Source organism: Micromonospora sp. NBS 11-29, assembly GCF_002140155.1.
Taxonomy (GTDB): Bacteria; Actinomycetota; Actinomycetes; order Mycobacteriales; family Micromonosporaceae; genus Micromonospora.
Genome location: NZ_NAPR01000017.1, coordinates 18,743 through 36,672 on the forward strand (window position 1 = coordinate 18,743; position 17,930 = coordinate 36,672).

The 17,930-nt window shown below is 72.1% G+C and carries 15 protein-coding genes and 2 pseudogenes; 9 read left to right on the forward strand and 8 right to left on the reverse strand.

Translation table 11 applies throughout. The annotated features are described in order from the left end of the window. Positions 1-197: 197 nt before the first annotated feature. A complete protein-coding gene (locus B1205_RS20745) occupies positions 198-866 on the reverse strand; it encodes a class I SAM-dependent methyltransferase (protein ID WP_089157135.1) in 669 nt (222 codons plus the stop codon). Between the two features lie 49 nt (positions 867-915). Here B1205_RS20745 and B1205_RS20750 point away from each other — a divergent pair, with 49 nt between their 5' ends. Next, positions 916-1,761, forward strand: a complete 846-nt coding sequence (locus tag B1205_RS20750; protein WP_089157136.1) for a serine hydrolase — start codon at positions 916-918, stop codon at positions 1,759-1,761. A 1-nt stretch (position 1,762) separates the two neighbouring features. Here the strand turns inward: B1205_RS20750 and B1205_RS20755 are convergent, their stop codons facing one another. Continuing rightward, positions 1,763-2,560 (reverse strand): tyrosine-protein phosphatase, encoded by a 798-nt coding sequence (locus B1205_RS20755; protein ID WP_089157137.1) that lies wholly within the window; start codon positions 2,558-2,560, stop codon positions 1,763-1,765. Between the two features lie 44 nt (positions 2,561-2,604). Here B1205_RS20755 and B1205_RS32005 point away from each other — a divergent pair. From B1205_RS32005 to B1205_RS20765, 3 genes and pseudogenes are all read left to right on the forward strand, one after another. Next, a pseudogene (locus B1205_RS32005) lies at positions 2,605-2,916 on the forward strand (dipeptide epimerase); the annotation flags it as partial. Positions 2,917-3,097: 181 nt separating this feature from the next. After that, positions 3,098-3,667 (forward strand): mandelate racemase/muconate lactonizing enzyme family protein, encoded by a 570-nt coding sequence (locus B1205_RS32010; RefSeq protein ID WP_254910100.1) that lies wholly within the window; start codon positions 3,098-3,100, stop codon positions 3,665-3,667. A gap of 56 nt (positions 3,668-3,723) precedes the next feature. Next, positions 3,724-4,641 carry a C40 family peptidase gene (locus tag B1205_RS20765; protein WP_089157138.1) on the forward strand — a complete coding sequence of 306 codons (918 nt, stop codon included), beginning with the start codon at positions 3,724-3,726 and terminating at the stop codon, positions 4,639-4,641. A 61-nt stretch (positions 4,642-4,702) separates the two neighbouring features. Here B1205_RS20765 and B1205_RS20770 read toward each other — a convergent pair whose 3' ends face one another. After that, complete coding sequence (locus B1205_RS20770) at positions 4,703-5,701, reverse strand: TerC family protein (protein ID WP_089157139.1); 999 nt, start codon at positions 5,699-5,701, stop codon at positions 4,703-4,705. A gap of 535 nt (positions 5,702-6,236) precedes the next feature. Here B1205_RS20770 and B1205_RS20775 point away from each other — a divergent pair. After that, the gene (locus tag B1205_RS20775) at positions 6,237-6,530 is read left to right on the forward strand and encodes an antibiotic biosynthesis monooxygenase family protein (RefSeq protein ID WP_089157140.1); all 294 of its coding nucleotides are present in this window, start codon (positions 6,237-6,239) and stop codon (positions 6,528-6,530) included. Between the two features lie 39 nt (positions 6,531-6,569). Here the strand turns inward: B1205_RS20775 and B1205_RS20780 are convergent, their stop codons facing one another. The 4 genes from B1205_RS20780 to rpsA form a co-directional block, all read right to left on the reverse strand. After that, positions 6,570-7,523, reverse strand: a complete 954-nt coding sequence (locus B1205_RS20780; protein WP_089157141.1) for a DUF5753 domain-containing protein — start codon at positions 7,521-7,523, stop codon at positions 6,570-6,572. A gap of 73 nt (positions 7,524-7,596) precedes the next feature. Then, entirely contained in the window at positions 7,597-9,708 is a 2,112-nt protein-coding gene (gene uvrB / locus B1205_RS20785) for an excinuclease ABC subunit UvrB (RefSeq protein ID WP_089157142.1), read from the reverse strand. A 276-nt stretch (positions 9,709-9,984) separates the two neighbouring features. After that, a complete protein-coding gene (gene coaE / locus B1205_RS20790) occupies positions 9,985-11,163 on the reverse strand; it encodes a dephospho-CoA kinase (RefSeq protein WP_089157143.1) in 1,179 nt (392 codons plus the stop codon). A gap of 184 nt (positions 11,164-11,347) precedes the next feature. Continuing rightward, the gene (gene rpsA, locus B1205_RS20795) at positions 11,348-12,877 is read right to left on the reverse strand and encodes a 30S ribosomal protein S1 (RefSeq protein ID WP_089157144.1); all 1,530 of its coding nucleotides are present in this window, start codon (positions 12,875-12,877) and stop codon (positions 11,348-11,350) included. Between the two features lie 319 nt (positions 12,878-13,196). Here rpsA and B1205_RS20800 point away from each other — a divergent pair. The 4 genes and pseudogenes from B1205_RS20800 to B1205_RS20815 all read left to right on the forward strand — a co-directional run bounded on the left by B1205_RS20800 (position 13,197) and on the right by B1205_RS20815 (position 15,210). After that, positions 13,197-13,965: pseudogene (locus tag B1205_RS20800) on the forward strand (class I SAM-dependent methyltransferase). A gap of 138 nt (positions 13,966-14,103) precedes the next feature. After that, the gene (locus B1205_RS20805) at positions 14,104-14,619 is read left to right on the forward strand and encodes a Uma2 family endonuclease (protein WP_089157364.1); all 516 of its coding nucleotides are present in this window, start codon (positions 14,104-14,106) and stop codon (positions 14,617-14,619) included. 38 nt (positions 14,620-14,657) lie between these two features. Continuing rightward, positions 14,658-14,876: a DUF2945 domain-containing protein gene (locus B1205_RS20810; protein ID WP_089157145.1), complete on the forward strand. Its 219-nt coding sequence runs from the start codon at positions 14,658-14,660 to the stop codon at positions 14,874-14,876. Beyond that, on the forward strand, positions 14,863-15,210 hold the full coding sequence (locus B1205_RS20815; protein ID WP_089157146.1) for a DUF3140 domain-containing protein: 348 nt from the start codon (positions 14,863-14,865) through the stop codon (positions 15,208-15,210). Before B1205_RS20810 ends, B1205_RS20815 begins: the two co-directional genes overlap by 14 nt. Positions 15,211-15,219: 9 nt before the next feature. Here the strand turns inward: B1205_RS20815 and polA are convergent, their stop codons facing one another. Further along, positions 15,220-17,919 (reverse strand): DNA polymerase I, encoded by a 2,700-nt coding sequence (gene polA / locus B1205_RS20820; RefSeq protein ID WP_089157147.1) that lies wholly within the window; start codon positions 17,917-17,919, stop codon positions 15,220-15,222. Positions 17,920-17,930 lie beyond the last annotated feature (11 nt).

Sequence of the window (17,930 nt, forward strand, 5' to 3'; positions counted from 1 at the left end):
CGCATCACACCACGACACCGCCACCTCGCCGAAGTGGCGGCATCCGCCCGCCACGATCCCGCCATACCGCCGAACTGGCGGCACCCGCCNGGCATCCGCCCGCCAGGATCCCGCCATATCGCCGAAGGGGCGTGGCGAGAGCCGCCCGCCGGACTGGCGGCAAGGGCGGGCAGGGCGGGAAGGCGAATCAGTGGGCGTCAGCGGGGCTTGGTGGCCTGGAGGGCCAGGACATCGGGGATGCCGGCGGCCGGGCCGGCCTCGCGGACCCGGGTGACCGTGAGACCGGCGGCGGTGACGGCGTTGAGCAGGTCCGCCAGCGGCAGGTGCCAGGCGCCGACCCGCGCCCGCACCCCGGACGGGTTCCACGAGCGGAACGTCCGCTCCCGCTCGGCGTAACCGCCGTCGATCACGATCCGCTCCAGGTCGGACCGGTCGGCGAACGCGCCGCAGAAGCACGGATGCACCCCGAGGTGCACCAGCCGGCCACCCGGCGCCAGCACCCGCGCCGCCTCGGCGATCGCGGCCGGGTAGTCCGGCATGTCGGTGTGCGCCAGCACGCAGGCCACGGCCGGCACCGCGCCGTCGGCGAACGGCAGCGCCGTCGCGTCACCTCGGACCACCGGCAGCCGGGCGGCGGCGTGACGCAACTGCCCGCCGGACAGGTCCACGCCCACCGGGGTCCAACCGAGGCGGCGCAGCTCGGCGGCGTGCGCCCCGGTGCCGCAGCACAGGTCCAGGCAGCGGCCCGGGCCGCCGCCCAGCAGCTCCGCCAGCACCGACCGGGCCCGGTCCAGGTACGGCGCGGAGGTGTCGGAAGCGTACTCCTCGTACCAGTCGGCGATGTCGTCGTACAGGGCGGTCGTCATCCCTCCACGCTAAACCCTGCCCGCCGCGGGGATCCGCTACCGTGCCCCCATGATCTTCGACGAGCTCGACGCGGACCTGGACCGGGCGGCCGGCATCGTCTCCGGGTACGTGGGACGCCTCGGCGCCCGGCCCACCTGGAGCCGGCGGGCCGACGCCACCCACTACGCGGCGAGCACGATGAAGGTGGCCGTGCTGGTGGCGTTGCACCGGGCCGCGGAGGCCGGCCGGCTCGACCTGGACGCGCCGGTGCCGGTACGCAACTCGTTCGACTCCGCCCTGCCCGGCGCGACCCGGTTCGCCAACGACCGGAACGAGGACAACGACGAGGCGGTCTGGGACGCCGTCGGCGGCACCGCGCCGCTGCGCTGGCTCGCCGAACGGATGATCGTCCGCTCCAGCAACCTGGCCACCAACCTCTGCATCGGCCAGGTCGGGCTGCCCGCCGTGGCGCAGGCCTGGACGCTGGCCGGCGCCCGGCACAGCGTCACCGGCCGCGGCATCGAGGACTTCGCCGCCCGCGACGCCGGCATCGACAACCTGGTCACCGCCGCCGACCTGGCCGCCCTCCTGGGCGGGCTGGCGCTCGGCGCGACCCGGCCCGGACCGCTCGCCTCGCCGGCCGGCTGCGCGGCCATGCTCGACGTGCTCGTCGCCCAGGAACACCGCGAGGACCTGGCCGCCGGGCTGCCCGACGGCACCCGCATCGCGCACAAGAACGGCTGGGTACGCGGTGTGCGCCACGGCGCCGGCGTGGTCTTCCCGGCCGACGCTCCGCCGTACGCGATCGTCGTGTGCACCACCACCGACCCGGCCGACGGCGACGACGACGCCTGCCGGCTGATCGCGGACGTCTCCGCGCGGGTCTGGGCGGCCCGGCACGGGCTGGCCGACTGACCTACTCCAGCAGGTGCTCCCGCAGCGCCGCGCGCACCGGTTCGGTCACCCCCAGACCGTCGCGCAGGTACGCGTCGAAGGAGCCGTGCACGCGCCGCACCTCGTCGTACGCGGCGTCCAGGTACTCCGGGCGCACCTCCAGCAGCGGCCAGGCCACCGCCGGGTCCAGGTCCGGCCGGCGCCGGGTCATCGCGCCCAGCAGCACCTCGCGCAGGCTCTCGGTCAGCTCGTTGTGCCGCAGGTAGTCGGCCCGGATCGCCGGCTCCGGCACGCCCAGCGCGGTCAGCAGCACCACCGACAGCCAGCCGGTGCGGTCCTTGCCGGCCGAGCAGTGAAACAGCAGCGGCAGGTTCGCGTCGTCCGCGGCCAGCCGCACCGCCGCGCCGAACCCGGCCCGCGCCGACTCCCCGGTGACGAACCAGCGGTAGATCGTCGTCATCGCCCCGGGCATGCCCTCGCCGGCCAGCTCCGCGTACGCGTCGAGATCGTGGCCCTGCAACACGGCCGAGACGTACGTGAACACCGGATGGGCCGGGTCGTGGACCGGCAGGTGCACCACCCGGGGCTCACCGACCAGCCGGTCCGGCGGGGCCACCGCCTGCTCCTGCGCGTCGCGCAGGTCCACCACGCAGGCCGGGCCGAGCTTGCCCAGCACCGGCAGGTCGGAGTCGGTGAGCCGGCCCAGCGCCGCCGTGCGGATGAGCCGCCCGGCGCGGACCCGACGTCCGTCGCCTGTCGGCAGCCCGCCCAGGTCGCGGGCGTTCGGCGCGCCCACCAGCTCCCAGTCCCGCACCGTCATCGGCCCTCCCCTGCTCGCCGTCGGTTGCCTATAGGGTGCCCCACATGACGATCGCCGCGGTACGCACCCACCGGCTCTCGGCCCCCCTGCACACCCCGTTCGTCACCGCGCTGCGCCGCACCACCACCGTGGAAACCCTGGTCGTCGAGGTGGTCGACAGCGACGGGCGCTCGGGCTTCGGTGAGGCTCCGCAGGTCTGGCAGGTCACCGGCGCGTCGGTGGCCGGTTCGGAGGCGTGCGTACGCGAACTGCTCGCACCACTGCTGGCCGGGCACGACGCCGACGACCTCCAGGCCCGCTGCGCGCAGGTGCGCCGCGCGGTGGTGGGCAACGAGGCGGCGAAGGCGGCCGTCGACGTGGCGCTGCACGACCTGGCCGCGCGGCGGCTCGGCGTACCCCTGGTGCGGTTGCTCGGTGGCACCGCGCTGCGCGTCCCGACGGACGTCACCCTCTCCGCCGGCGACGCGGTCGACCTGGCCGCGGCGGCCGGCCGCCGGCGGGNCGGACCCCGCCGGCGACCTGGACCGGGTCCGGTCGGTGCGCGCCGCCGTCGGCCCGGACGTGCGGATCCGGTTGGACGCCAACCAGGGCTGGACGCCGCGGGAGGCGGTCCGGGTGATCCGCGGCATCACCGACGCCGGGCTCGACGTCGAGTTGGTCGAGCAGCCGGTGCACCGTCGTGACCTGGACGGGATGGCCTGGGTCAGCGACCGGGTGGAGGTGCCGATCCTCGCCGACGAGTCGGTCTTCGACGTGCGCGACCTGGTCGAGGTGATCCGGCGGCGGGCGGCCGACATGGTCAACGTCAAGCTGGCGAAGTGCGGTGGCCTGCAACCGGCCCGCACGCTGCTCGACCTGGCCGCCGCGCACGGCATGGGCACGATCGTCGGTTCCATGATGGAGGGTCCGGTCGGCGTGGGCGCGGCGGCCAGTCTGGTCGCCGCGTGCGGCACCACGGCGGTGTCCGACCTGGACGCCGCCTGGTGGCTGGCCTGGTCGCCGGTCGCGGGTGGCATCCGGTACGACGGCGCGAGCGTGCTCCTGCCGGACGCGCCGGGTCTCGGCATCGCCGACGTGAATGAAGCTAAGGTTCAGCGTCACGGTTGAGTGTTGGCGAAATTTTTCATAGTGTCGCCCGCAGGAGTGTGGGAGGAGGGGTGCGGATGGCGCCTCAGCCGGGCCACCAGGCCGTCGTACGGGTCCCGGTGGCGACCCTCTGGACCGCCCCCGAGGCGGTCCGCCCGATCGATCGTCCCGCCCTGGCCGACGCCCCCGACGTCGCCGCCTGGGTCGCCGGGACGGAGCACGCCCAGCGCATCGGCGACTGCGTGCTGACCCAACTGCTGCTCGGCGAGCCGGCGCTGGTCACCGAGGCCCGGCCGGACGGCTGGGTCCGGATGCTCGCCCTCGGGCAGCCCGCCGCCGAACTCGACGTACGCGGTTATCCGGGCTGGATGCGCACCGCCCACCTGGCCCCGGCCGCCGACGTCGATCCGCCCACCGACACGCTGGTGGTCGACGTCCTCCGCACCACGCTGCGCGCCGCCCCCGACGGCCCGCCGGCGCTTCCCGGCGTGGTCCTCGGCACCCGCCTGGCCATGGCCGGACGACCGGTGGACGGCTGGCAACCCGTCCGGGCACCCGGCCGGACCGACCCGCTCTGGGCCCCGGAAGGCGACCTGGTGCCGCTGCCCACCGAGCGGCCCGAGGCGAAGGAGGTCCTCGCGGTCGCCGAACGCCTACGTGACCTGCCCTACGTCTGGGGCGGGTTGTCCACCGACGGCATCGACTGCTCCGGCCTGGTCCACCTGGCCTGGCGGCGGTACGGGGTCACGCTGCCCCGCGACGCCGACGACCAGGCCGAGGCGACCACGACCCTGGCCCTGGACGACGAGCGTCCCGGCGACCTCTACTTCTTCGCCCGGCCCGGCCGGCGCATCCACCACGTCGGCATCGTCTCCGCCGAACCGCACGGCGGCCGACGCCGGATGCTGCACGCGTGCTACCGCACCCGCCGGGTGGTCGAGGAGGAACTGCCGCCGGACCGGGTCGACACCCTGGTCGGCGCGCACCGCGTCTGACCTCCGGACGCGCCACCGGGGCGCTCCCGACCCGCGGGACCGCCCCGGACGTGCGCGACGGTCAGCGTCGGGCCTCGGCCAGCTCTCGACGCCGGTCCCGGGACGACTTGGCCAGGCTCGCCGCCGTGGCCACGGCCAGCGTGCCGAGGATGACGGTCAACGACAGCCAGATCGGGATGTGCGGAGCCCACGCGACGTGCTCACCGCCGTTGATGAACGGCAGGTTGTTGTCGGCCAGCGCCTCCAGCACCAGCTTCACGCCGATGAAGCCCAGCACCACGGCCAGCCCGTAGCTGAGGTAGATGAGCCGGTCCAGCAGACCACCGAGCAGGAAGTAGAGCTGCCGCAACCCCATCAGCGCGAAGACGTTCGCGGTGAAGACCAGGTACGGCTCCTGGGTGATGCCGAAGATCGCCGGGATCGAGTCGAGCGCGAAGATCAGGTCGGTGGTGCCGATCGCGATCATCACGATCAGCATCGGGGTGAAGAGCCGCCGCCCGTGCTCATGGGTGGTCATCCGGGCCCCGTCGAAGTCGCGGGAGATCGGCAACGCCTTGCGGCTCCAGCGGATCAGCACGTTCTCGCTGAACTCGTCCTCGTCCGGCTCGCCCTGCCGGGCCAGGTTCACCGCGGTGTAGATGAGGAACGCCCCGAAGATGTAGAACACCCAGGAGAACTGGGAGATCAGCGCCGCGCCGGCGGCGATGAAGCCACCCCGCATGACCAGCGCCAGCAGGATGCCGATCAGCAGCACCTTCTGTTGGTACTGCCGGGGCACCCCGAAGCGGGCCATGATGATCACGAAGACGAAGAGGTTGTCCACCGAGAGGCTGTACTCGGTGAGCCAACCGGTGTAGAACTGGCCGGCCACGCCCGCCCCGGCGGTCAACCAGAGCACCGCGCCGAAGACCAGCGCCAACGCCACGTAGAAGCCGACCCACAGGCTCGACTCGCGGACGCTCGGCTCGTGCGGGCGACGACCGATGATGAACAGGTCGGCGAGCAGGACCGCGATCATCGCGACCAGCGTTACCGCCCACACCAATGCGGACACGTTCAAATCCATCCTCCGGCAGACACGCAGCGTCGGGCACACCGTACGCCGGGTGTGGAGCCGGGGTGCGTCGACGCTGACTCTGGTGACTGTCGGAGGTCTCTTCCGCCGGTGCCCGGGTGGGCACCGACCGACGGAGCCGGGTCGAGCCGCCGGGGGTGCTGGCGGTCTTCCGTGCTGACGACTCCGTCGCGGGGGAATACTCCCCTCCTCGGCCGCCATTGTTCACCATCCACACCGGCTGGCGCATCTCCGGGCGCATGAATCACAGACGATGGCTCACATCCCGTCGCGCATCCTAGGAGGATAGGCGTATTTGCCTGGCACTGATGATGCGACCCGAGCGCCGTATACCTCCTGGTCATAATTATGACCAGGAGGTATACGGCCTGAAACGGGATTGCCCTTCAGGGCTCGACACGCCCGGCCGCCCCGCGCTCGCCCCGCCACCGCGGACGCCGGCACTGCGGACGACCAGCCGGCCGCCAGCAGAGCACCCCCGAGGCGTACCGGTGGTCGCCGGGCATGGGAGGCTTCGGGCATGGTTCTTGAGGTCGCGCTGATCGACGTGACGCCCGGACACGAGGACGCCTTCGCCGCCGCCTACGCGCAGGCGCGTCCGATCCTCGCCGGTGCGCAGGGGTGCCGCTCCGTGCGGATGACCCGCGGGGTGGAGTCGCCCACCCGGTTCGTGCTGCTGGTCGAGTGGGACTCGGTCGAGGCGCACGACGTCAACTTCCGGCAGACCGAGCGCTTCGGGCAGTGGCGCGGGCTGATCGGGCCCTACTTCGCCGGCCCGCCGCTGGTCGAGCACTTCACCGACGTGCCGGCCTGAACTGTCGTACCCCGCACGTAGTCTGCGCGCGACGCGCGGTCACCGGTCCCGACGGGCATCGGGGGCGCCGGGCCCGGTGGACGCGCGGCTCCAGTGCAGCTCGTGCGGCTCGCGCGGCCGGGGCACCGGCGCGGCGCCCAGCCGTCGGGCCAGCAGCTCGACCGTCGCCTCCGCCGGCAGCGCGGCCGCGAGCAGCCGCTCGATCATCTGCTCGTAGCGCGCCACGTCGGCCTCGGCGACCAGGCGCAGGTCGGTGGTGAGCGTCTCCACCAGCACCGTGCGCGGGTCGTCCGGGTCGGGATAGGCGTAGTACGAGAAGGGCGCGAGCGGGTACGGGTCGCCGCCGCCGGGCGAGGCGCCGCAGGGCATCACCCGCACGGTGACACGCGGCCGCTCGACCAGGGCCAACAGGTGCCGCAGTTGCTCCCGCCACACCTCACCCGGCAGCCCGCCCGGGTCGCAGGCCCGCTCGTCGATGAGCGCGGTGTAGTCCGGAGGGTCCGGCCGGTCCAGCAGCTTCTGGCGCACCGCCCGGGCCCGGACGTCGGCGTCCACATCCACCCCGTCGGCGAACAGCGCACCCGCCGCCACCCGCAGCCGGGCGTACGCCGGGGTCTGGAGCAGGCCGGGCACGAGCGCCGGTTGATATTCGACGATGCGCTCGGCGCCCGCCTCCAGCTCCGCGTACGCCCGCTGCCGCTCGCCCATCTCGCCGAGCGCCTTGGACCAGCCCCGCCCGGTGGCGGCGTCACGGGCGATGACGATCAGGTCGTCCCGCTGGTGCGGTGGCACCGCGTACACGTCGAGCAGGTCGAGCACGTCGGCCAGGTCGGGCCGGCTCTGGCCCAGCTCGATGCGGGACAACTTCGACGTCGATGCCCAGCCGAGCTGGGCACAGACCTGCTCCAGCGTGAGTGACTCACGTCGGCGCAGCCGGCGTAGCTCGACGCCGAGCCGGACTCGTCGGACAACAGGACTTGCTGACAACGGCATGCGCGCCTCCCAGGGAGGGAGCGTACGCATGACCATCACACACGGCAATACCTCGCTTGCGCAGAGCGACCGATCATCGCACTCCGGCGGCGTCCATTCCGCGCAGCTCCTTCTTCAGATCGGCGACCTCGTCGCGGATCCTCGCGGCCAGCTCGAACTGCAACTCGCGCGCGGCGGCCAGCATCTGGTCGTTGAGTTCCTGGATGAGGTTGGCCAGGTCGGCCCGGGCCATCCCTTCGCGGGAGGGTGCCGCCGCGCCACCCCGGCCGGCCCGGCTGCGGGTTTCCTTGACCGGCGCCTTGCCCCGGGAGAGCTGCCGCGCGGCCCCGCCGACCGTGGTGTTCTCCGTGTCCTCCGCCTCGCGGTAGATGTCGTCGAGGATGTCGTGGATCTTCTTGCGCAGCGGCTCGGGGGTGATCCCGTGGGCCTCGTTGTGCGCGACCTGCTTGGCCCGGCGCCGGTTCGTCTCGTCGATCGCGCTCGCCATCGACGGGGTGATCTTGTCGGCGTACATGTGGACCTGGCCGGAGACGTTGCGGGCCGCGCGGCCGATGGTCTGGATCAGCGACCGGCCGCTGCGCAGGAACCCCTCCTTGTCGGCGTCCAGGATCGCCACCAGCGAGACCTCCGGCAGGTCGAGGCCCTCGCGGAGCAGGTTGATGCCGACCAGCACGTCGTAGTCGCCCTTGCGCAGCTCGCGCAGCAGCTCGACCCGGCGCAGCGTGTCGACCTCGGAGTGCAGGTAGCGCACCCGGATGCCGTTCTCCAGCAGGTAGTCGGAGAGGTCCTCGGCCATCTTCTTGGTCAGCGTGGTGACCAGCACCCGCTCGTCCCGTTCGGTGCGCAGCTTGATCTCGTGCATGAGGTCGTCGATCTGCCCCTTGGTCGGCTTCACCACCACCTCGGGGTCGATCAGGCCGGTCGGCCGGATCACCTGCTCGACGAACTCACCCTGAGCCTGTTCCAGCTCCCACGGGCCGGGGGTGGCGGAGAGAAAGACCGACTGGCCCACCCGCTCCAGGTATTCGTCGAAGCGCAGGGGCCGGTTGTCGGCGGCGCTGGGCAGCCGGAAGCCGTGGTCGATCAGCATCCGCTTGCGGGAGGCGTCACCCTCGTACATGCCGCCGATCTGCGGGATCGTCACGTGCGACTCGTCGACGACGGTGAGGAAGTCGTCGGGGAAGTAGTCGAGCAGGCAGTGCGGCGGGCTGCCGGGCAACCGGCCGTCCATGTGCATCGAGTAGTTCTCGATGCCGGAGCAGAAGCCGACCTGCCGCATCATCTCGATGTCGTAGGTGGTGCGCATCCGCAGCCGCTGCGCCTCCAGCAGCTTGCCCTGCCGCTCCAGCTCGGCCAGCCGCTCGGCCAGCTCGGCCTCGATGTCGCGGATGGCCCGCTCCATCCGCTCCGGACCGGCGGCGTAGTGCGTCGCCGGGAAGATGACCAGGCTGTCCACCTCGCGGACCACGTCACCGGTCAGCGGGTTGAGGTAGTAGAGCTTCTCGATCTCGTCGCCGAACAGCTCGATCCGGACGGCCAGTTCCTCGTAGGCCGGGATGATCTCCAGCGTGTCGCCGCGGACCCGGAACGTGCCGCGCTGGAAGGCCATGTCGTTGCGCGTGTACTGGATGTCGACCAACCGGCGCAGCAGTTGGTCGCGGTCGAGCTCCTGCCCCACCGCGGCCCGCACGGCGCGGTCGAGGTATTCCTCCGGCGTGCCCAGCCCGTAGATCGCCGAGACGGTGGCCACCACGATCACGTCGCGCCGGGTGAGCAGCGACATGGTCGCCGAGTGCCGCAGCCGCTCCACCTCCTCGTTGATCGAGGAGTCCTTCTCGATGTAGGTGTCGGTCTGCGGGATGTAGGCCTCGGGCTGGTAGTAGTCGTAGTAGGAGACGAAGTATTCCACCGCGTTGTGCGGCAGCAACTCGCTGAACTCCTTGGCGAGCTGGGCGGCGAGGGTCTTGTTGGGCGCGAGCACCAGCGTGGGCCGTTGCAGCCGCTCGACCAGCCACGCCGTGGTGGCGCTCTTGCCGGTGCCGGTCGCGCCGAGCAGCACCGTGTTACGGTCGCCGCGCCGCACCCGACGCTCAAGGTCGTCGATGGCCGCCGGCTGGTCGCCGGCCGGCTGGAACTCACTGACGACCTGGAAGCGGCCGTCGAGTCGGGGAATGTCGAGCGCCATGCCGTCAACGGTACGCCCGCGGTCCGACACTTCCCCGGCAACCACGGACCGTCCGTGATCGGCTTCGATATTGCCGTTGTGTGGGTCATCCCACCGGACTACCCTCGTACCGTAGGCCGCTCGCGGCGGCCGACCGGGCCGGTGGCCGCCCCTTCCGGGGCCCCGGCCGCCCCCGGCGCCGGGGCCGCAGCACCCGGGACGACCGGCGTGCGCGCCCACGGTGGTCGCGCCGAGGCGCTCACCGGCCGCCGCGAGCGCCCCTGCACGTCGCCCCGCTCAGGGCCGCCAGCCGGTCCGCACGGCCCACTCCTCCGCCCGCAGGTGCTCCTCGTCGAACCACGGGTCGTCCAGCGTCGCAGGGTCGGCGCCGTCCGGCGCGGCAGCCACCAGATCGCGCTTGACCTGCAGGTACGCCGCTCGCTGGGCCGGGTCGGCGCGGAGATGGTCGCGCATCAGCAGCGCGTCCCGCCAGCCCGCCGAGCCGGCGACGCGCAGGTGCAGGAACACCGGTCGCCCCGGGTCGGCACCGCCGTGCAGCCGCTTCGCCCACTGCACGCGGTCCGGGCGGCGCGGCGCGTCCCACCACTCGCCGGGCAGCCGGGGAAAACCCGCCTCGGCCAACCGGTCGGCCAGCGGCCCGTCCGCCTCGGCCAGCGAGGGCACCGTGAGCTGGACGTCGATGACGTCCGGCGCGCTCACCCCGGGCACGGCCGTGGAGCCGACATGGTCGACCCGGACGTCACCGCCGGCCGCGTGCCGGACCCGGGCGGCCAGCCGGGCGTACTGCTCGGGCCAGGTCGGGTCCGGTTCGGTCAGCGTCGTCGGGTCGGGCCGGACCGCGCGCCGCTCGCGGACGTTGCGCTCGTAGGGCAGCAGGCGCTCCCGCCACAGGTCGTCCACCGCGGCGTGCAGCGCGGCCAGCGTGCCGTCGTTGGTGAGCAGCACGTCCGCCACCTCCCGGCGGCGGGCGTCGTCGGCCTGCGCGGCGATCCGGCGCTCGGCCTCCGCCGGGTCCATCCCGCGATCACGGGCGAGTCGCGCCATCCGGGTCGGCACCGCCGCCTGCACCACCAGCACCAGATGGTACGTGGGCGCGAGCCCCACCTCGACCAGCAACGGCACGTCGTTGACCACCACCGCGTCGGCGGGCGCCGCGGCGACCAGCTCGGCGGCCCGTGCCCGTACCCGGGGATGGGTGATCGCCTCCAGCCGCCGCCGGGCGGTCTCGTCGCCGAAGACCAGGGCGCCCAGGGCGGCTCGGTCCAACGCCCCGTCGGCGTCGAGGACCCGCTCGGAGAAGGCGGCGACCACCTCGGCCAGCCCCTCGGTGCCCGGGGCGACGACCTCGCGGGCGATCCGGTCCGAGTCGACGATCACCGCGCCGAGCCCGGCGAGCCGGCTCGCCACCGCGCTCTTGCCGGATCCGATCCCCCCGGTCAGCCCCACCTTCAGCATCCGGACAGTCAACCGGATCCCCGGCCCGCATGCCAAGCGGTCGGTGACGGGCCCTGGAATCCACGGCGACCGCCGCCTGGGCACGACGAACGGGCCCCGCCCCCGACGCTCCGCTGGTACGGAACGCGGGGACNCGAAGGCAGCCCGTCGGTCGCCCGAAGGCGGACCCGACGTCAGCGACCGGTCACTTGCCGCCGGCGAGCTTCTCCCGCAGCGCGGCGAGCGCCTCGTCGGTGGCCAGCGTGCCGGCCGGCTCCTCGGCCTGACGGCTCGGGGCCGAGGAGGTCGAGGTGGTCGTGCCGCTGGTGGCGGGAGCCGGGTTGGCAGCGGCCTCGGCGTCGGCGGCGCGGGAGGTCTGCACCTGCTTGGTGTGGGCCTCCCAACGCTGACGCGCCTCGGCGTACTGGTTCTCCCAGGTCTCGCGCTGCTTGTCGTAGCCCTCGAGCCACTCGCCCGTCTCCGGGTCGAAGCCCTCTGGGTAGATGTAGTTGCCCTCGTTGTCGTACGTCGCGGCCATGCCGTAGAGGGTCGGGTCGAAGTGCTCCTCGCCCTCGACGAAGCCCTCGTTGGCCTGCTTGAGCGACAGCGAGATCCGGCGGCGCTCCAGGTCGATGTCGATGACCTTGACCATGACCTCGGAGCCGACCTGCACGACCTGCTCCGGGATCTCCACGTGGCGCTCGGCCAGCTCGGAGATGTGGACCAGGCCCTCGATGCCGTCGTCCACCCGGACGAACGCGCCGAACGGCACCAGCTTGGTGACCTTACCCGGCACGATCTGCTGGATCGCGTGGGTGCGGGCGAACTGACGCCACGGGTCCTCCTGGGTCGCCTTCAGCGACAGCGAGACCCGCTCGCGGTCCAGGTCGACGTCCAGGACCTCGACCTCGACCTCCTGGCCCACCTCGACGACCTCGGACGGGTGGTCGATGTGCTTCCAGGACAGCTCGGAGACGTGCACCAGGCCGTCCACGCCGCCCAGGTCGACGAACGCGCCGAAGTTGACGATCGAAGAGACGACGCCCTTGCGGACCTGCCCCTTCTGCAGCTTGTTGAGGAACTCGGTGCGCACCTCGGACTGCGTCTGCTCCAGCCAGGCCCGGCGGGACAGAACCACGTTGTTGCGGTTCTTGTCCAGCTCGATGATCTTGGCTTCGAGCTCGCGGCCGACGTACGGCTGGAGGTCACGCACACGCCGCATCTCCACCAGCGACGCGGGCAGGAAGCCGCGCAGGCCGATGTCGAGGATGAGACCACCCTTGACGACCTCGATGACCGAGCCGCGAACGACGCCGTCCTCGTCCTTGATCTTCTCGATCGTGCCCCAGGCCCGCTCGTACTGCGCCCGCTTCTTGGAGAGGATCAGCCGACCCTCCTTGTCCTCCTTCTGGAGGACGAGGGCCTCGATGTGGTCGCCGACCGAAACCACCTCGGCCGGGTCCACGTCGTGCTTGATCGACAGCTCCCGAGAGGGGATCACGCCCTCGGTCTTGTAGCCGATGTCGAGCAGGACCTCGTCCCGATCGACCTTGACGACGGTGCCTTCGACAATGTCGCCGTCGTTGAAGTACTTGATGGTCTCGTCGATCGCGGCGAGGAAAGCTTCCTCGGAGCCGAGATCGTCGTGCGTGACCTTGTTGGCGCTCGAGGTGGCCTCGATGCTGCTCGTCATGTGGGCGGTTGCTCCGGTCGGATGGGTTGTCACAGCGGGCATGGGTGTCGCGGTGACTCTTCCGCGCCAACGGATCCGCCGCCGGGCACACCGAACGATCGACGCGAGAAGATCATTAGTGGCTCCGGTGACCGCGCACCTGCTCCCTGCCGAGGCACACGATCCGCGAGCGCATCGTCTAGCCTACCCGCTGCATTACCACAGCGTGCAAGCCCTCCCAGGTCCGCGAGCCCTCATCGACTGCGAAACCGGAGATTTCGCGCGGTAAGGCGTCACTCCTGTCTCGTCCGTCACACCAGTCCCACCCTTGACACGCCGCCCCGCGCGCGACCCGCCGCCGGACCGGCCCTAGCGTGGACGGATGGACGACGACAGGGTGACCCGCCGGCGGGGCGGGNGACACCGACGCCGACGCGTACCAGGCCGAACACGGCACCTTCCTCGGCGACGTCGACTTCGTCTGGTGCCCGGAGGGGCTGCGCGAGGCCGACGCCCGGCTGCTCGGCGAGGTGACCGGCCGCCGGATCCTCGAACTGGGCGCCGGCGCGGCCGCCGCCGCCCGGTGGCTCGCCGCCGAGGGCGCCCGGCCGGTCGCCCTGGACCTCTCCGCCGGCATGTTGCGGCACGCCGCCGAGGCCGCCGACCGGAGCGGGGTACGCGTGCCGCTGGTCCAGGCCGACGCGCTGGCGCTGCCCTTCGCCGACGCCACCTTCGATACCGTGTGCACCGCGTTCGGGGCGATCCCGTTCGTGGACGACTCCGCCGCGGCGATGCGGGAGGTGGCCCGGGTGCTGCGCCCCGGCGGTCGATGGGTCTTCTCGGTCACCCACCCGATGCGCTGGATCTTCCTCGACGACCCGGGCGAGGGCGGGTTGACCGCCGTGCACTCGTACTTCGACCGCTCCCCCTACGTGGAGCAGGACGCGCGGGGCGTGGCCACGTACGTGGAGCAGCACCGCACCGTCGGCGACCGGATCCGGGAGCTGGTCGGCGCCGGCTTCCGCCTGCTCGACCTGGTGGAGCCGGAGTGGCCGGCCGGGCACGAGGGGGTCTGGGGGCAGTGGAGCCCGCTGCGCGGCCGACTCTTCCCCGGCACCGCCATCTTCGTCACCGAGAAGCCGGCGGGCTGACCCGACGGACCGCGGGTGCGACATCACCGGCTGTCGGCCCGCGAGCCTGAACGGGTGCCCAGCTTGATCGCGTCACCGGTCTCCTCCTGGCTTCCGGATTTCACCCGGCAGCAGCAGGCCGATCACACCGTGGAAGACATGCTGAGGCTGCCGGACGACGCGCCAGCGGTCGAACTGGTGGACGGCATCTTCCAGGTGAAGCCGCTTCCCACCGTCGGCCACCAGGCCATCTCCTGCCTGCTGACCGGGTGGCTGCGCACACACGCGCCGACGACCGTGCGCGCCACCCAAGCGGTCACCGTGGGCCTTTCCGTCGACACGGCCCGTCAACCAGACGTGCTGCTGCACCGCTGCGGGCTGGCATCCGACCGCCGCCTCCTGCGACCAGCGGATGTCGTCCTGGCCGTGGAGATCGTCTCCCCCGGCACCCGGCGGGTGGACCGGTTCGCGAAGCCGGGCGAGTACGCCGCCGCCGGCATCCCATTCTACTGGCGGATCGAGCAGGACCCGGTGCACCTGTACGCCTACCGCCTCGGCGACCGCGCCGCGCCGGACGGCGAGCGCCGGTACGAGTTGGTGAACGAGGGCAGCGAGGTGGTCGAGCTGACCGAGCCTTTCGCCCTCAAGCTGCCGATCGCGGAGATCCGGCCCTGACCGCGGTTGCCCGCCCCGACGGCGGGTAACCGGGCCGCATGGCCGAGAACGAGTTCCGCGCCGGCGACCACGTCTCCTGGGCCAGCCACAGCGGGCGGGCGCACGGCGTGGTCAGGGAGAAGCTGACCGAGCGCACCCACGTCCGCGGACACCCGGTGAACGCCTCGCCGGACCAACCGCAGTACCGGATCGTCAACGACGACTCCGGCCGCGACGTCGCCCACCGCCCGGAGGTGCTGCGCCATGAGCCGCAGTGAGGATCCGCAGCAGACGTACCGCGAGTTCACCGACGCGGTGAACATGAAGCCGGCCGAGCTGACCCGCTGGTTGGACACCGACGAGTCCAAGCACGTCGGCTGGCACAAGAAGGGCACCAAGGGCGGCGAGTCCGTCGGGCACGACTCCGGCCGGCGCATCGTCGACCTGCTGCGCCGCAAGCGCGCCGAGCTGACCGCCGCCGACTACAAGCACATGCGCAAGGTGATCGGCTACGTCCACCGCCACCTGGCCCAACGGCCGTCCGGCGACGTCCGGGACACGAAGTGGCGCTGGTCGTTGATGAACTGGGGCCACGACCCGCTGAAGGGCTGACCCCACCCGTCAGTGGTCGGCGCTGTTCCAGTCGCGGCCCTCGCCCACCGACACCTCCAGTGGCACCGACAGCGGGTGGGCCTGTCCCATCTCCCGGCGGACCAGTGCCTCCAACGCCTCCCGCTCACCGGGGGCGACCTCGAAGACCAGCTCGTCGTGCACCTGGAGCAGCATCCGGGAGCGCAGGCCCGCGTCGCGCAGCGCGGCGTCGACGTGCAGCATGGCCACCTTGATGATGTCGGCCGCCGAACCCTGGATCGGGGCGTTGAGCGCCATCCGCTCGGCCATCTCCCGGCGCTGCCGGTTGTCGCTGACCAGGTCGGGCAGGTAGCGGCGGCGGCCCAGGATGGTGGAGGTGTAGCCGTCCTGGCGGGCCCGCGCCACCACCTCGTGGAGGTAGTCGCGGACCCCGCCGAAGCCGGCGAAGTAGTTCTCCATCAGCCCGCGTGCCTCCTCGGCGGTGATGCCGAGCTGCTGGGACAGGCCGAACGCGCTGAGCCCGTACGCCAGGCCGTAGTTCATCGCCTTGATCTTGCGCCGTTGGTCGGCGGTGACCTGGTCGACCTCGACGTTGAAGACCGAGGAGGCGGTCGCGGCGTGGAAGTCGTGCCCGGAGTTGAACGCCTCGACCAACGCGTCGTCGGCGGACAGGTGCGCCATGATCCGCATCTCGATCTGGCTGTAGTCGGCGGTGAGCAGGCACTCGTAGCCCTCGCCGACCACGAAGGCACGCCGGATCCGCCGCCCCTCCTCGGTGCGGATGGGGATGTTCTGCAGGTTCGGCTCGGTGGAGGAGAGTCGCCCGGTCGCGGCCACGGTCTGGTTGAACGTGGTGTGGATCCGGCCGTCGTCGGAGACCGACTTGAGCAGCCCGTCGACGGTCGACTTGAGCTTGGCGACGTCGCGGTGACGCAGCAGGTGGTGCAGCAGCGGGTGCTCGGTCTGGGCGTAGAGCCACTGGAGGGCGTCCGCGTCGGTGGTGTAGCCGGTCTTGATCTTCTTGGTCTTGGGCAGCGCCAGCTCGGTGAAGAGGATTTCCTGGAGCTGCTTGGGCGAGCCCAGGTTGAACTCCCGGCCGACCACTTCGTAGGCGCCCTGGGCGGCAGCCTTCACCTCGGCGGCGAAGTGCGCCTCCAACTCGGAGAGGTAGTGCGTGTCGGCGGCGATGCCGACCCGTTCCATGCCGGCGAGCACCCGCATCAGCGGCAGCTCCACCTCGGCCATCAACCGGGCGGACTGCTCGCCGTCGCGGGACAGCTCGGCGTCGATCGCGCCGGCCAGGTCGAGGGTGGCACGCGCCTGGAGCATGAGGTTCTGCTCGACGACGCCCTCGTCACCGAGCCCGTCGAGGGTGAGCTGGCCGCTCTCCGGCACATCGACCCGCAGCTCCCGGTGCAGGTAGCGCAGGGCCAGGTCGGTCAGGTCGTAGGAACGCTGGTCGGGGCGGGCCAGGTAGGCGGCGATCTGGGTGTCGCGGGCGATGCCGTCCAGCGGCCAGCCGTGCGCGGCGAACGCCAGCACCGCCGGCTTGCTGTCGTGCAGCACCTTGGGCCGGGCCGCGTCGGCCAGCCAGGCCGCCAGCGCCGCCTCGTCCGTCTGCTCCAACGTGGTCGGGTCGAACCAGGCCGCCGCCCCGTCGGCGGTGGCCAGTGCCATGCCGGTGACCGAGGCGGTGTGCCGGCGGTTCGGGCCGGTGTCCAGCTTGACGGCCAGGCCCACCGGGACGGCGGCCGGCGCGTGCGTCTCCAGCCAGCCGGCCAGCGCGCCCGGCTCGGCCAGCACCTCACCGGCCAGGTCGAAGCCGGCCTCCGCCTCCGGCTCGACGGCTTCGAGGTATTGGTAGAGCCGGTCGCGCAGGATGCGGAACTGGAGCGTGTCGAAGACCTGGTGCACGGCCTCCCGGTCCCAGCCCTGCCAGCGGGCGTCCTCCGGGCGCACCGGCAGCTCCAGGTCGGCGACCAGGCAGTTGATCTCGTAGTTGCGGATCACGTCGGCCAGCCGCTCGCGCAGGCTGTCGCCCGCCTTGCCCTTGATCTCGTCGGCCCGGGCGACGACGCCCTCGACCCCGCCGTACGTGGTGATCCACTTGGCCGCGGTCTTCGGGCCGACGCCCGGGATGCCGGGCAGGTTGTCGCTGGTCTCGCCGACCAGGGCGGCGAGGTCGCGGTAGCGCTGCGGGGGGACGCCGTACTTCGCCTCGATCGCCGCCGGGTCCATCCGGGCCAGGTCGGAGACGCCCTTGCGCGGGTAGAGCACGGTGACCTGGTCGCCGACGAGCTGGAAGGCGTCCCGGTCGCCGGTGCTGATCAGCACGTCCATGCCCTGGTCGCGGGCCTGGCAGGCGAGGGTGGCGATGACGTCGTCGGCCTCGTAGCCCTCCTGCTCGACAACCGGGATGCGCAGCGCCGCGAGGACCTCCTTGACCAGGCTGACCTGGCCCTTGAAGTCGCTGGGGGTCTCGCTGCGGCCGGCCTTGTACTCGGCGTACTTCTCGGTGCGGAAGGACCGGCGGGAGACGTCGAAGGCGACCACGATGTGGGTCGGCTGCTCGTCGCGGAGCACGTTGATCAGCATCGAGGTGAAGCCGTAGACCGCGTTGGTCGGCTGCCCTGTCGTGGTCGAGAAGTTTTCCACCGGCAGGGCGAAGAACGCCCGGTATGCCAGGGAATGTCCGTCGACGAGGAGCAGGCGCGGCGTCGTAGCTGTCACGGCAGCGACTC